Origin of the sequence: Cytobacillus mangrovibacter (assembly GCF_042865275.1) — a bacterium.
Lineage (GTDB): Bacteria > Bacillota > Bacilli > Bacillales > Cytobacillaceae > Cytobacillus > Cytobacillus mangrovibacter.
The window spans coordinates 147,319-162,813 of record NZ_JBIACJ010000002.1 but is presented as its reverse complement, the minus strand read 5'-3'; the positions used below and the strand labels follow the sequence as shown (position 1 = coordinate 162,813).

At 40.3% G+C, this 15,495-nt stretch carries 12 protein-coding genes and 1 other annotated feature; of the genes, 4 read left to right on the top strand and 8 right to left on the bottom strand.

Annotated features, from left to right (window positions below; translation table 11 throughout):
- Nucleotides 1-50: 50 nt before the first annotated feature.
- Together ACFYKT_RS04120 and ACFYKT_RS04115 are read right to left on the bottom strand one after the other, a co-directional pair.
- Nucleotides 51-1,010, bottom strand: a complete 960-nt coding sequence (locus ACFYKT_RS04120) for an MBL fold metallo-hydrolase (RefSeq protein ID WP_389215846.1) — start codon at nucleotides 1,008-1,010, stop codon at nucleotides 51-53.
- Nucleotides 1,011-1,268: 258 nt separating this feature from the next.
- On the bottom strand, nucleotides 1,269-1,826 hold the full coding sequence (locus ACFYKT_RS04115; RefSeq protein WP_389215843.1) for a YitT family protein: 558 nt from the start codon (nucleotides 1,824-1,826) through the stop codon (nucleotides 1,269-1,271).
- 527 nt (nucleotides 1,827-2,353) lie between these two features.
- Here ACFYKT_RS04115 and proC point away from each other — a divergent pair.
- The 3 genes from proC (at nucleotide 2,354) to namA (ending at nucleotide 5,519) form a co-directional block, all read left to right on the top strand.
- Complete coding sequence (proC, locus tag ACFYKT_RS04110) at nucleotides 2,354-3,184, top strand: pyrroline-5-carboxylate reductase (protein WP_389215840.1); 831 nt, start codon at nucleotides 2,354-2,356, stop codon at nucleotides 3,182-3,184.
- Between the two features lie 105 nt (nucleotides 3,185-3,289).
- A complete protein-coding gene (locus ACFYKT_RS04105) occupies nucleotides 3,290-4,420 on the top strand; it encodes a glycosyltransferase (protein WP_389215837.1) in 1,131 nt (376 codons plus the stop codon).
- 76 nt (nucleotides 4,421-4,496) lie between these two features.
- A complete protein-coding gene (gene namA / locus ACFYKT_RS04100; RefSeq protein WP_389215834.1) occupies nucleotides 4,497-5,519 on the top strand; it encodes an NADPH dehydrogenase NamA in 1,023 nt (340 codons plus the stop codon).
- 47 nt (nucleotides 5,520-5,566) lie between these two features.
- On the opposite strand, the gene ACFYKT_RS04095 is transcribed toward namA, so the two are convergent.
- Together ACFYKT_RS04095 and rnz are read right to left on the bottom strand one after the other, a co-directional pair.
- The gene (locus ACFYKT_RS04095; RefSeq protein WP_389217024.1) at nucleotides 5,567-6,907 is read right to left on the bottom strand and encodes a sodium-dependent transporter; all 1,341 of its coding nucleotides are present in this window, start codon (nucleotides 6,905-6,907) and stop codon (nucleotides 5,567-5,569) included.
- A gap of 86 nt (nucleotides 6,908-6,993) precedes the next feature.
- Nucleotides 6,994-7,212: a binding site (T-box leader), on the bottom strand.
- A gap of 95 nt (nucleotides 7,213-7,307) precedes the next feature.
- Nucleotides 7,308-8,234: a ribonuclease Z gene (gene rnz, locus ACFYKT_RS04090; protein ID WP_389215831.1), complete on the bottom strand. Its 927-nt coding sequence runs from the start codon at nucleotides 8,232-8,234 to the stop codon at nucleotides 7,308-7,310.
- A 372-nt stretch (nucleotides 8,235-8,606) separates the two neighbouring features.
- On the opposite strand from rnz, the gene zwf reads away from it, so the two are divergent.
- A complete protein-coding gene (zwf, locus tag ACFYKT_RS04085) occupies nucleotides 8,607-10,079 on the top strand; it encodes a glucose-6-phosphate dehydrogenase (RefSeq protein WP_389217021.1) in 1,473 nt (490 codons plus the stop codon).
- 32 nt (nucleotides 10,080-10,111) lie between these two features.
- On the opposite strand, the gene gndA is transcribed toward zwf, so the two are convergent.
- The 4 genes from gndA to ACFYKT_RS04065 form a co-directional block, all read right to left on the bottom strand.
- On the bottom strand, nucleotides 10,112-11,521 hold the full coding sequence (gene gndA, locus ACFYKT_RS04080; protein WP_389215828.1) for an NADP-dependent phosphogluconate dehydrogenase: 1,410 nt from the start codon (nucleotides 11,519-11,521) through the stop codon (nucleotides 10,112-10,114).
- Nucleotides 11,522-11,609: 88 nt separating this feature from the next.
- Nucleotides 11,610-12,896: a DNA polymerase IV gene (locus tag ACFYKT_RS04075; RefSeq protein ID WP_389215825.1), complete on the bottom strand. Its 1,287-nt coding sequence runs from the start codon at nucleotides 12,894-12,896 to the stop codon at nucleotides 11,610-11,612.
- A 599-nt stretch (nucleotides 12,897-13,495) separates the two neighbouring features.
- Entirely contained in the window at nucleotides 13,496-13,972 is a 477-nt protein-coding gene (locus ACFYKT_RS04070; RefSeq protein ID WP_389215822.1) for a chemotaxis protein CheW, read from the bottom strand.
- 352 nt (nucleotides 13,973-14,324) lie between these two features.
- A complete protein-coding gene (locus ACFYKT_RS04065) occupies nucleotides 14,325-15,443 on the bottom strand; it encodes a tripeptidase T (protein ID WP_389215819.1) in 1,119 nt (372 codons plus the stop codon).
- Between the last annotated feature and the right edge of the window lie 52 nt (nucleotides 15,444-15,495).

Genomic DNA, 15,495 nt, shown 5'->3' with positions numbered 1-15,495 from the left:
AGATAAGGCGATTCGAAAAAACTACTTATTTATTACTATCTATATCAGAATTAAACATAATACAGAAATGCCTTTCCCTCTCTATTTACATTAATTTCCCCGATTGCATGCAAATAATCAAGCTGGGCGATTGTTTCAGAAATCGTTAGAGAGAGCTCCTTTTCATAGACGGTTGGAAACAGGCGACGGCATATTTCAAATACAGTAAGGGATTCTGTCTCAAGCCATTTTCTTACATGCAAGGCTCTGTCATGCTGGCGAGCCAGTCTTTTTTCAATTAATTCATTCACCTGATAAATTTCTTCGCCATGGCCCGAATAAACAAGCTGAATTGGAAGCGTCGAAAGCTTTCTTAATGATTCATTGTATTGCAATTGGGGTTTCGGCCGCTCCGTTTTCCCTGGTAAGGGAGGTTCTAATAAAGGATTGGGCGAGATATGAGCAAGCAAATGATCTCCGCCAATATATACACCATCCTTTTCCCGCAAGAGACCGATATGGCTCTGGGCATGCCCTGGTGTTTCAATAACTCTCCACTCTTCAAGACCAAGAGGTGTATCCCCTTCTGCCAATTCACCAGTTAGCGAGCGGTCGCATGCAAAACGCAGCGTTTTTTTCAATGCTCCAATGAACGGCAAATATTTTTCTGGAATGCCAAATTCACGAAAAAGCTGATGATAAAATTGGTCATGCGCCTCTAAAAACTCATCCGTACGAGATAACCATCTCTGATTAAAACGGTGTCCATACACTTCCAATGCCGGCGAAAAATAATCCAAAAGCCCAGCATGATCAGGATGATGATGAGTCAGCACAACCTGTTCAATATCATGAGGGGTTAATCCTAAATCTTCCAGCTGCTCGGTCAATGCCTCCCACGCCTCATTTGTCTTTGGTCCAACATCAACAAGCGTCAGCCTTTCTCCCTTTACAGCATATACATTTACATCACCGACCGGAAAAGGGGTCGGGAGGACGATTTTAGCCACGCCATCTTTCCACTCTGCCATTTTTCCAACTCCTTTAAATACTATATTTAGATAGAATTATCTCCATATATTTTTGCTATCTTTCGTTTATATAAATAAGTGTAACTCTCTTTTGATTAATTGTCATTATTTTCACATAATTAATCAGTAGTAGGCATCATACGTGAATAAAATGACAGCAGTGTAATTGTTACTTATAAGCTATTAATAGTTCTGATTGAAAAAAGCTCCTGGAATTTACCTGGAGCCCTCCCATAAGAAATTATTAAGCGATTCCCCTTAGAATCCTTCATAACAAATATTCGCCAGGACACCAGCAGTTAAAATAGTGATGCTTGAAAACACAACGCTTTGAAGTCCTAATGTTTGATATCCTATTAAGACGATCAATACATCCATTGAAGCAATTATTAGCCCAATCCTCCATGTGGTTGACTTAGCGATGAAATAAGCAATCAAATCAGTGCCCCCAGTACTTGTCTTATAACGGAGCATCAAGCCGACACCTATTCCACAAATAGCTCCTCCCAAAATAGCACTTGCCCAAATCGGAAAGGAAAATTGATAGGGGGCCAGTACATCAATAAAAACGGCTGTCATAATCATCCCATAAACACTGCCATGAAACTGGGCCCTATCTTTTACCCATGCATAGATAATTAGCGGGATACTTAACAATGCCGACCACAGCCCCGCCTGAAAATCAAAATAATAATGCAAAATAAGGGCAAGTCCGATAATTCCCCCGTCCAGTAAATGATGCGGAACTAAGAAGCCGTTAATGCCAATCCCAAGCAGCAGGCTTCCAATCACCAAAGCAACCATTCTAGCAAACATGATAATCACCCCATATTTTCAAACAAAAAGGATACTTTTATCCATATGAGGATTGTCCAGAAATCATTCTTACACAATCGGAATACAGTCATTTCCACCAACTATTTATACTTTGAGACAAACTTGATAAACGATTGGATCAGATTTCCCCTTTATTAACTAAAATAATGAATTTTCATTATATTTAACCCTTGACAACCAAGCTTATCCCCCTGCATAATCACTATTAATATCTTAAGAATGAAAATATGCGATGAATAAGACCAGTAAATGGAAAAAGACGAAAGAGAGTGAAGCTCAACCAGGCTGAAAGGCTTCACCGTCCACTTGACCATTGAACCTACCTTATGAGCGGTTAGGCAAACCTAAACGTGTTTTCCGGCGTTAACGGAATCGAGATGCCTTTTTATGATTTTATGGAAAAGGTAATTGAAGGTGGTACCGCGAGAAGCTTAGTCCTTTCGTCCTTTACAGGATGGAAGGGCTTTTTTGTTTACCCAAATTCATTCACATAGGAGGAATACAAAATGGAAAAATTAGCAGTCATTGGTGCAGGCTCCATGGCAGAGGCTTTAATCGCCGGCATTGTAAAAAATAAACTAATGGACGGCAGGCAAATATGGGTTACAAATAAAACAGATCATGAAAAATTAACATCGTTGCAAAAGCAATATGATGTGCAAACCACCTATGATTTAGATGAACTTTTTCAAGATGCCAACCTCATCATATTAGCGATGAAGCCAAAGGATGCGGCTGAGGCAATTGTGCATATTAAGAAATACTTAACAGAGGAAATGCTTATTATTTCCGTATTGGCTGGCGTATCGATGAATAGTATTGAAATGCTTGCCGGACAATCATTGGCCATTGTGAGGGCTATGCCAAATACATCAGCAGCAGTCGGAAAATCAGCTACCGCTCTCGCGATTAATCAGAAAGTATCAGCGGAACAAATGAAGCTTGTAGCAAAAATGTTCGCAACTGTTGGCGTAACAGCAATCGTCGAAGAAGAGCAGCTTGATGCTGTCACTGGTTTGTCAGGAAGCGGCCCAGCCTATATCTACTATCTAGCAGAAGCAATGGAAAAAAGCGCAATCGACATCGGGCTTGAGAAAAAGGTGGCGAAGGAGCTCATCGTACAAACACTGCTAGGTGCAGCAGAAATGCTATCTAAATCAACGAAAGAGCCTGAGCAGCTTCGAAAGGAAGTAACAAGTCCTGGCGGAACAACAGAAGCGGGACTGAAGGTTCTGGAAACCTATCGTGTACAGCACGCCTTTATCGATTGTATTAAAGAAGCAACCGCCCAATCCAAGCGCCTCGGCGATCATATTCGTGCAGGGATGGAAGTTTAGCTGATTATATTTGCAATCGCTGCTTTATTTTTGAAAATACTCATTTTATTTTTACAAAAATCACACTATATTTGTAAATGCTATTTTAGATAAGGAAGTGCCCTCATGCTAACCGCTTTACTTTTATTGAGCTTACTTGTTTGGATAGCGGTTCTAATTGATGCGAGTGCAGGCTTTAGAAAATTAGACCGACTTGAAAAGGAATCTGAACAAACAGACGGACCGCTGCTTTCGATTATTGTTGCAGCCCGAAATGAAGAAAAAGATATTGAAAGCAGTATCATTAGCCAACTGAATCAACAGTATAAAAACATCGAATGGATTTTAGTAAATGATCGCTCTACGGACAAAACAGGAAAGATTATGGATGCATTGAAGGAAAAAGATGAGCGAATCAAGGTTATTCATATTGAGGAGCTCCCTAAAGCTTGGCTCGGAAAAAATTATGCGCTTTATATGGGCACACAAAAAGCGAACGGGGATCTCCTCTTATTTACAGATGCAGACGTTCAATTCCAAAAACAAGCCATTGGCAAGGCGATCAGCTATTTTACAAAAAATAAGCTTGATCACTTAACTGCGGCTCCTAATTTATATGGCAGAAGCATCCTTCTCCAGTCCTTTATTGCTTTTTTCATGTTTGGCTTTTCTTACTACAAACGTCCGTGGATGGCAAACAGGCCACGTTCAAAAACAGGAATGGGCATCGGCGCTTTCAATCTGGTAACCAGCAATGCCTACCATGCTATCGGAACCCATGAAGCAATTAAAATGCGCCCAGACGATGATCTAATGCTCGGAAAGAAAATAAAGCAGATGGGGCTAAAGCAGCGAATCGTTACTGCAATGAATTTGCTTGAAGTGGAATGGTATGGCAGCTTGAAAGAAGCATTAATTGGTCTTGAGAAAAATACATTTGCTGGACTTCATTATCGGATTAGTATGGTTTTGTTTGCGATAGCTGGTGTGTTTATTTCACAAGTCCTTCCTTTCTTCACATTGTTTTCCTACGACCATGTCATTTTAAGTACAGCAAACATCCTCCTGTTAGCGACTGTCTATACATTCATCATCAAAAAGATGACAAGCTTCTCCCCTTTACTCTTTCTTTTATTCCCGTTAACAGCGCTTATCTTTATTTATTCCATCATCCGCGCATGCTTTTTAACATTTAAAAGAGGTGGGATCATGTGGAGGGGAACGAAATACCGTTTAAGTGAATTACGTGAAAAATGAAGCTAGTTCTTTTTCATTTTAAGAAACGATTGCTATACTAGAGAAAGAATACATACATAAGAGGAGGTTTTCTCGAATGGAAGCAAAACTATTTACCCCTTTTACAATAAAAAATACAACCATAAAAAATCGGATTGTCATGGCGCCGATGTGCATGTACTCGTGTCAAAACGAGGACGGCATAGTCGAGAATTGGCACAAGACTCATTATACAAGCCGAGCAGTCGGTCAAGTCGGACTAATTATTCTAGAAGCAACAGCAGTCACACCACAAGGTCGGATATCCCCGAATGACTTAGGAATCTGGAGCGATGATCATATTGCCGGATTAAAGGAACTGACTGATTTAATGAAGGAACATGGAGCAACAACAGGCATTCAGCTTGCCCATGCTGGAAGGAAAGCAGTACTTGAAGGGGAAATCCTTGCCCCATCAGCTCTAGCCTTCAATGAGAAAATGAAACAGCCGAAAGAAATGACAGGAGAGGAAATTCAGGAAACGATTGAAGCATTCAAGCAAGGAGCAGTAAGAGCGAAAAAAGCTGGTTTCGATATTATTGAGATTCATGGGGCGCATGGCTATTTAATAAATGAATTCCTGTCCCCTCTTTCTAATCATCGGACAGACGAATACGGCGGCTCTGCTGAAAATCGTTACCGTTTCTTGCGTGAAGTCATTGAAGCGGTGAAAACAGTATGGGATGGCCCGCTATTTGTCCGCGTTTCTGCCCATGATTATCATGAGGAAGGCTTAACCGCCGAGGATTATGTACAATTTGGCAAATGGATGAAAGAACAAGGCATCGATCTGATTGATGTTAGCTCTGGTGCAGTTGTCCCAGCTAGAATTCATACATTCCCTGGCTATCAAGTGAAATTCTCTGAAAAAATTAAAGAGGAAGTCGGCATCCCGACTGGTGCGGTTGGCTTGATTACAGCACCGCTGCATGCAGAAGAGATCCTCCAAAATGAACGGGCCGATTTCATTTTCCTAGCTCGTGAACTTTTGCGTGACCCCTACTGGCCGCGAACAGCAGCGAAAGAGCTTGGTGTCAACATCGAATCACCGAAGCAATATGAACGCGGATGGCTTGTATAGGTAATAAAAAGGATGGACGCTTATATGTCCATCCTTTTACTTTAAGTTTAAATAAGACCCAAAGCATCAATGAAAACAATAAAAATGACAAAAGGAATGACATATCTCATCAGGAAGAACCACACTGTAAAAATAAAGTTCAAACTTTTCTTCCCTTGAATCAGTTCACTTCTTAACAGATCCTTCTTCATTTTAAAAGATACGAAAATCGAGATGAGCAACGCGCCCATCGGCATCAAAATATTACTAACTAGAAAATCAGCACTATTAAAAATATCTTTTCCAAAAATCAAGATGTCAGATAGTGTACTAAAAGATAAAGCAGAAGGGATGCCGACTAGGAAAATTGCTGCACCAATTAGCCAAGCCATTCGGCCTCTCCCTTTTCCCTTCTTAGTCATCAATGCTGCCACGACAATTTCAAGCATTGAAAAAGCGGATGTGAGCGTTGCGAATAAAAATAAGGAAAGGAATATCAATAAAAATACTTTTCCAAAAACGATTTGATCAAAAACAGATGGCAGAACAATAAATAATAATCCAGGTCCACCTTCTGGTTCAAACCCTAATGAAAACACAGCTGGGAAAATCGCCAGTCCAGCTAGGATAGAAATGAATAGATTCATCACCACAATGGATATCGCTGGCTGCAGGAGGCTTTCCTTTTTGGATAAATAAGAGCTATATGTGACCATCACAGAAACCCCTACACTCAATGAGAAGAACGATTGCCCCATCGCATAAAGCACACTTTCAGAGGTTAAGCTTGAGAAATCAGGCTTTAAGAAGAACGCAACTCCAGCCATTGCCCCCTCTAATGTTAAGGAACGGACAATTAGAACGATAAATAATAAAAATAAAGCAGGCATCATGATTTTGCTAATTTGTTCAATTCCTTGCTGCACACCTCTAGCAACAACAACAATAGTGATGATTAAAAAGATTGCTTGGAAAATAATAACTTCAAGAGGATTCGCAACTGATTCATTAAAAAATGCTACATATCCATCTGCTTCAGCAGGCATTCCCCCTGTAACACTTGCAAACAAATATTTAATAATCCAGCCGCCAATTACACTATAAAATGACAGCAGTAGAAAGCATGTAAATACCCCTAAATAACCGATCCAATGCCATTTGGATTTCGGTGCAATCGCCTTGTAGGCAGAAATCGCCTCTTTACCTGTACTGCGCCCAACAATAAACTCACCTAATAAAAGCGGAAACCCGATAAGCAAGGAAAAAATTAAGAATAAAAGAATAAATGCGCCGCCCCCGCTATTTCCTGTTACATACGGAAGCTTCCAAATTGCTCCAAGTCCAATTGCTGAACCGGCAGAAGCTAATATAAAGCCAATTTTTGAAGACCATTGTTCATTTTGCATAATCTGCTCCCCCTCTAGTTTCAATAACATGAATCGTTCAGAAATTGGCCAAAATTTCTTACTAAAAACAAAAAAAGCCACAACGATCCAAAAGGGACGTGATTGACTCACGCGGTACCACCCTTTTTGAAAGTATGTGACTTTCCACTCGACATTGTTAACGAAAATTTTCCGTTCTTGCTGTATAAAAATACAACAAGAAAAAGCTCCAAGCTGAAATTCATCTTATCTTTGTATCAGTTTTCACCAGCCACTGACTCTCTATAACAGGGAAATAAGACTTAATAGATTCTCTTCATAGCTTTATAAATATAATGTTTTAGGTTTAAAAGTGATTATAGTATGCAAATGGAGACAAGTCAATACAAGATTGAAAGAAAAATGTAATAATCGGAAAATAGTTTTATTTATCAACTGGAATCGCTATTTCCTTAAAATCTTCCGAGATAACCGTATTTGCAAAAATTCCTTTTGCCTCCTCCACAAGCCGAATCCAATCAGTCCGATCATATCTTGAACTAATATGGGTCAAACAAAGCTTTTTTGCACCTGCATCAAGCGCAGTTTTCGCCGCTTGAATGGTTGTTGAATGAAAATAATCATAGGCAAGTGCTTCTTCACCACTTGCAAAAGTAGCTTCGTGGATAAGTAAATCAGCATCCATAGCTAATTGAAGAGCGGCATCACACATTCTCGTATCTCCAAGAATTGTTACAATCCGTCCCTTTTGTACAGGTCCTAGAAAAGCGGCTGGCTCAATCACAGCTCCGTTTTCAAGCTGAATCGGCTCTCCATTTTTAATTTTTTTATAAAGGGGGCCAGGTTTCACTCCTGCCTCCATCAGCTTATCAGCTAACAGCATGCCAGGTCTGTCCTTTTCGACGATTCGATAGCCATAAGAAGGGATCCCATGCTCTAGGAGCTTCGCTTCAACGATAAACTCATCATCTTCAAAAACAATTCCCTCTTCAATTTCAACAACTTTCAGCGGGTATTTAAGATAGGTCTGACTAATAGCTAGCGAAATATCGATAAATTCCTTTAATCCCTTTGGCCCGTATAAGACAACCTCCGATTCCCCTCCTTGAAAGGAGCGGCTTGATAATAAGCCCGGGAGTCCATAAATATGATCGCCATGTAAATGTGTAATAAAAATTTTTTCAATTCGTCTTGGTTTAATTGATGTATGTAAAATTTGATGCTGAGTCGCTTCTCCACAATCAAAAAGCCAGATAGCTCCACGCTCTTCAAGTAATTTCAAAGCAATTGAGGTAACATTTCTCAGCTTTGCCGGCATCCCTGCCCCAGTTCCTAAAAAAAATACTTCCATACAAAACTCCCCTTTAAAGCTAAAAAAGTGAATACATGCTATATTGATTGTACTTACTATACCATATTATATTTAATTAAAAACATTTGGATAGGAAGCATGTATTCGCAAAAACTATATTTGCGAGATATTTATGATGAAAATCTTCCTTTATTCTTTTATAATTGGCTTTGTTAATCTATGATGTTGATAAAGAGCCATTGGTGTAGACGCGAATGCGTTTTATTCGAATGAATAACTTAATGAGCGGGTACACCAATGGCGACTTTGTTCACCAACAAGATTATTTAACATAGCCTTATAATTAAAGAATTCTTGTTGAAAAGAGGGTCAAGAAACGTGATACATAATGAAAAACCAACGGCATTAATTATGATTTTTGGTGCGACTGGAGACTTAGCTAAACGAAAGCTATTCCCGTCACTTTACCGACTGTATCAAAAAGGCAAGCTCTCTGAACGATTTGCTGTAGTGGGTGTTGCAAGACGTTCACTCTCAAATGAGGAATTTCAATTAAGCGTGAAAGATTCAATTGAATCTGCTTCTGATACAAGCGGAAATTTCGATGAATTTATTTCCCACTTTCATTATCATTCACATGATGTCACAGATTCAAGCTCCTATTTAGCCTTAAAACAATTGGCAGCAGATTTAGATGGTCATTATGAATTAGGTGGCAATCGAATCTTTTACTTAGCAATGGCTCCTGAGTTCTTTGGAACAATTGCCGAGCATTTAAAGGCAGACGGGCTGACAGATGTGAATGGATTTAAGCGACTAGTTATTGAGAAGCCATTTGGCCATGACTTAGAATCTGCAAAGCATCTGAATAAACAAATTCGTGAAGCCTTTTCTGAGGATGAAATTTACCGAATTGACCATTATTTAGGCAAAGAAATGGTCCAAAATATTGAAGTCATTCGTTTTGCCAATGCGATTTTTGAACCGCTGTGGAACAATCGCTACATTTCAAATATCCAGCTTACATCAAGTGAAGTACTCGGTGTGGAAGAGCGAGGACGCTACTATGAAACAAGCGGCGCACTCCGGGATATGGTGCAGAATCATATGCTTCAAATGGTTGCACTCCTTGCAATGGAACCGCCAATTCGACTGACAACAGAAGAAATCAGATCCGAGAAAGTAAAGGTTCTTCGTGCGATGCGTCCATTAGAAGGAGAAATGGTCGAGAACCACTTTGTTCGCGGACAATATGATAAAGGCACGATGAATGAAAAGGCCGTTCCTGCTTATCGGGAAGAGCAGATGGTTGATCCCTCATCGAATACGGAAACATTTGTTGCAGGAAAGCTGCTGATCGATAATTTCCGTTGGGCAGGTGTACCAATTTACATCCGCACAGGAAAAAGAATGGCTGCCAAATCAACAAAGATTGTGATTCAATTTAAGGATATTCCGATGAATTTGTATTATCAAACAGAGCAAACATTAAACCCTAATTTGCTCGTTATCCACATTCAGCCTGGAGAAGGAATCTCACTCTATTTAAATGCGAAAAAGAGCGGACAGAATATCGAGGCAACACCTGTTAAATTAAATTTCGCTAATAATAAAGTCGATGGAATCAATACGCCTGAAGCCTATGAAAAGCTATTATATGACTGCATGCGAGGAGACGCAACAAACTTTACCCACTGGGATGAAGTCGCCCTTTCCTGGAGCTTCGTTGATAAAATTTCTGCGGTTTGGGAGAATAAAAAAGCAGCAAACTTCCCGAACTATGAATCTGGAACGATGGGACCGAGAGAGTCAGATGAGCTATTAGAAAAGGATGGATTCTCCTGGTGGCCTGTAACTGACTTAACAATAGAAAATTGTGAATAAGAAAGCTCCAGCCAATAAGGCTGGAGCTTCTCTTATTCCATCCATTCCGTATGAAAAACGCCTTCTTTATCAATGCGCTGGTATGTGTGAGCACCGAAATAATCACGCTGCGCCTGAATGAGGTTAGCTGGCAAGGTTTCAGTCCGGTAGCTGTCATAATAGGAAAGGGCAGCTGATAAGCATGGCACAGGAATGCCATTTTGAACGGCTACACTAATAATCTCACGTAGTGCATCCTGATAGCTTTCAACGATTTCTTTAAAATATGGGTCAAGCAGTAAATTTTTCAAGCCGGCATCCCGATCATACGCGTCTTTAATTTTTTGCAGGAATTGAGCTCGAATAATACAGCCTCCGCGGAAAATCATCGCGATATCTCCATAGTTTAAATCCCAATTATACTCGCTAGATGCTGCTCTCATTTGGGCAAAGCCTTGTGCATATGAACAAATTTTGCTCATATATAAAGCCTTGCGTACAGATTCAACGAAAGATTTCTTGTCACCTACAAAATTCTGCTTGCTTGGTCCGCGCAGAAGCCTGCTGGCATGAACCCGCTCCTCTTTCATAGCGGAAATAAAACGGGCAAATACAGACTCGGTAATAATCGGAAGCGGAACACCCATATCAAGCGCATTCTGGCTTGTCCATTTGCCTGTCCCTTTCTGACCAGCTGTATCAAGAATCTGGTCTACAAGCGGCTCACCTGTTTCACCATCTTTTTTCGTAAAAATATCAGCTGTAATTTCGATTAGATAACTATCAAGCTCACCCTTGTTCCAATCAGCAAATACATCATGAAGCTCATCTGCCCCAAGGCCAAGAACATGCTTTAATAGAAAATACGACTCTGCAATTAATTGCATATCCCCGTATTCAATGCCGTTATGTACCATTTTCACATAATGCCCTGCACCATCAGGCCCGATATAGGTTGTACAAGGTTCACCGTTCACTTTGGCGGAAATATCCTTAAAGATCGGAGCAACAAGCTCATACGCTTCCTTTTGGCCGCCTGGCATAATAGAAGGACCTCGCAATGCACCCTCTTCTCCTCCAGAAACACCTGTACCAATAAAATGGAAACCAAGTTCACTTAATTCTTTATTACGGCGCTGTGTATCTGTGAATAATGTGTTGCCGCCATCAATGAGAATATCTCCCTTATCAAGGAGTGGCTTTAATTGCTCAATGGTCGCATCTGTAGGAGCTCCAGCCTTAACCATCAACATAATTTTTCTCGGCTTTTCAAGTGAATTCACAAATTCTTCGATCGAAAAAGTGCCTGTTATTTTCTTCCCAGCTGTTTCCTTTAACATATCATCCGTTTTTTCCCGAGAACGATTAAAGACGGAAACCGAATAGCCCCTGCTCTCAATATTCATTGCCAGGTTCTTGCCCATGACTGCCAAACCAATTACACCAAATTGTGCTTTTTCCATTTAACTAACATCCCTTCTAAGCCTGTCTTCATGCAGAGAATTCACTATACTTTAGCAAGATTTAACTACTTAAGCAAATGTAATTATCCTATTCGTCTTTTTTGGCTTTCCTCTTTGGAAAATCCTGCAGAAAATCTTTGTTGAAACTCGTCTCTGTCCCCACTTTTTGCTGCTGGATTTTGATTTCAGGCATCATCACAGCTCGATCAATAATATGGGTGCCAAACTTTTCTCGTAGAGCAGCTAATGTTTCAAAAAGCGGCTCTTTCTTTGCTTCTTTTTCATAATTAAAAAGATCAAGCTGTTTAACAGCCTCATTCATTTCAACCAAATCCATGCTTGTAATGCCAAGCAATCGAACCCGTTCTCCATTCCAATGTTTGAGAAAAAGCTGCTTGGCAATCGTATAAAGTTCACCATCTTGTTGAACTGGGTTCTGAAGCTTTTTACTTCTTGTAATCGTTTTTCTATCCTTATAGCGAATCGTAATTCCTACTGATGTAGCAAGAACCTTTTTCCGTTTAAGTCTAACGGTCACTGTTCGAGCGAGGCTTTCTAGTACATGCAGGAGCTCCTGCTGATTAGAGACATCCCTCGGCAAAGTGGTCGAATTGCCAATACTTTTGAATTCAGAAGCAGCATCTGGATCAACTGGCCTTCGATCATTCCCATTCGCTCTTTCTTTCAATCTTGGCCCATTAATTCCAAGAATGGACTTCAACTGTATCTCATTTGCTTGCGCTAAATCACCAATTACTTTAATATCAATGGTCCGCAGCTTTTCTCCTGTTTTCTTTCCAACCCCATGCATTTCCTCTACTTCAAGCGGCCACAGGACGCTCTTAACATCCCTTTTCCGAAGGACAGTAATTCCCATTGGCTTTTTCATATCAGAAGCCATTTTTGCTAGAAATTTATTCGGTGCCACCCCGATGCTGCATGGCAAGTCAAGCTGACTCATGATTCGCTTTTGAATCGTTTCAGCAATTTCAAGTGGTGATCCATATTCATAGCTCTCTGTTATATCCACATAGCCTTCATCAATTGACACAGGTTCAACTAATGTTGAGTACTGATTTAAGATTTCAAACATCCCGATCGAAGCAGCACGGTAGCGGTCAAAATTAGGCTTTCTTACAATAAGCTGTGGACAAAGTTTCTTCGCTTCCCAAAGAGGCATGGTTGTTTTGACACCAAAGCTTCTAGCCTCATAGCTGCAAGTGACAATGATCCCACGCCGCTCTTCTGGATTGCCGGCGATTGCTAATGGTTTTCCTTTTAATGTTGGATCATAAGCCATCTCAACCGATGCATAAAAACTATTCATATCAACATGCAAAATGACTCGCCCATTTTTCGGATACATTTGCTTCATGCCGGCACTTCCTTACTTCTATTCTTCTCTAGTTTCAGACCAAATGCGCAAGCGCCTTGATCACCCCCGACAAGCACAAGACGAGCCTCATAGAAAGGTGTCCTTTACCTTTCTGGGAGGATTGGCTTGTGACCTCGAGGTCGACAAAAGCGCGACGTCCTGTCGCATTGTCGACACTAGTACGTCCTGTACGTCGGGGGTAGTCCGCTTGCGCTGAACGCAGACAAACTTGTCCCAAAGTTATCCACAACATCAGATTATATTATTTCCTATGAAACAAAAAAATCGTAAGCTATATTTTTTTTATCTAAAGGCTGTTTTCGCAAACATTAATGCTTTCAACGTGAATTCGCAAAAGTTGATTTCCGCTCCAGGTACTCGCTTTCCGCGGGGTGGGCGGTGAGCCTCCTCGGAGCATTCGCTCCTGCGGGGTCTCACCTGTCCCACTTCTCCCGCAGGAGTCTCGCACCTTCCGCTCCAATCAACAACCTTTTTTGTCAACAGTATAACTTTTCACAACCTATACAAAAACAGCAATCTTTAAGAAAAGAGTCAATCTAAAAAACAGAGGATTCACCTGCTTCCTCTGTTCAAAAATATTATATCGTTTCTTTCTGCGTTTTCATGAATTCCTGAATCTCCCTAATTCCATCAAGGGATTGAATAAGGATAGATGGATCAATCAGTGTGATGACCCGTGAATCTAGGTTTGCAACTCCAGTGAAATAGGTTGTCCTTTGATAAGCTATTAGGCCAAGCTGCTTTAACTTATCAGCTGGAATATCGATAATTTCCTTTGCATCCGACACGATTACACCAATTGATAATAGATCTGTTTGGATGACAATCATCTTCGTTAATTCAGTGGCTACAAATGATCTATTATAAAGAATGCTTTCAAAATCGATTATTGGAATAAGCTCGCCTCTTACTTTCATGATCCCCTTCACATAATTAGGTAAATGAGGGATTGGCGTAACCCCTTCCACCTTTTCAATTGACATCACAAATTGAATAGGGATCGCATACTCTTCATTTCCAACTTGAAACACAACAACCTTATTTATTTCTTCCAATTCTACCCCTCCTGCAATCAAGTGGGTGTATATTTCCACTATAAACTTAATATAAATATACCATATTCTTTAAATATGGACTAGTTTGATACAATATCTAAGAGGGGTTTCATTTTCTCTTCACTTACAAATATTCATGAGCATCTGCATACGACCAAGTATGAAAAACGGCTTTGTTAAATAATATTGTTGGTGCACAAAATCGCCATTGGTGTACCCGCTCATTAAGTTATTCATTCGAATAAAACGCATTCGCGTCTACACCAATGGCTCTTAATCAACAATCAACGCAAACATAGCTTTTCAAACAAAAGGAGAGAACCTATACATTTAGGTTCTCTCCGGACAATTATTACTTTGCAACTTCTTCAATAATCGCAATCACCATTTCAGCTAATTTATTTAATTCTTCAATTGGCATGCGCTCATTTGTTGTATGAATATCTTCATAGCCAACAGCCAGATTTACTGTTGGAATATCAAAGCCAGCAATCACGTTAGCATCACTGCCGCCGCCGCTGTTTAATAGCTCGCAGCTGCGTCCAATTTTTTCTGCTGCTTTACGCGCAACTTCAACCACATGATCCCCTTCGCCAAACTTAAAGCCAGGGTACATAACCTCTACTTCTACTTCTGCTCTTCCGCCCATTTCTGAAGCAGCACCTTCAAATGCTTCCTTCATCTTGTTCACTTGCTGCTCCATTTTTTCATTAATTAAAGAGCGAGCTTCAGCTAGAATTTCCACATGATCGCAAACGATATTTGTTTGGGTTCCACCCTCGAAACGGCCGATATTCGCAGTCGTTTCCTCATCAATTCGTCCTAATGGCATTCTTGAAATAGCCTTGGAAGCAATCGTAATAGCGGATACACCTTTTTCTGGTGCCACACCTGCGTGAGCCGTTTTTCCGATAATTGTCGCTCTTACCTTTGCTTGGGTAGGTGCGGCAACAATAATATTTCCTACTTTGCCATCGCTATCAAGCGCATAGCCAAACTTTGCAGTAACTAATGATGAATCAAGTGCCTTAGCACCAACTAAACCAGATTCCTCACCAACAGTAATGATAAACTGGATGGTTCCATGCTGAATGTTTTGCTCTTTCAATACTTTAAGAATTTCAAACATAACTGCAAGCCCAGCTTTATCATCTGCCCCTAAAATCGTTGTGCCATCTGTTACAACATAGCCATCTTTAATAGAAGGCTTAATGCCTTTTCCAGGGACAACTGTATCCATATGTGACGTAAAGTAGATCGTATCTACGCCCTCTTTCGTGCCTTGCAGTGTACAAATCAAATTGCCTGCTCCATGGCCGGTTTGGGCAGTTGTATCATCTTCAAATACTTCCACACCTAGGTCAGTGAACTTCTTCTTCAGAACCTTTGCGATCTCTGTTTCAAATTTTGTTTCTGAATCAATTTGGACAAGCTCTAAGAATTCATTTAATAATCGTTCATGATTAATCATATACGTTCATCCTCCCTAAAAATATGTATAATCTGTTCTTTGGTTACTATCC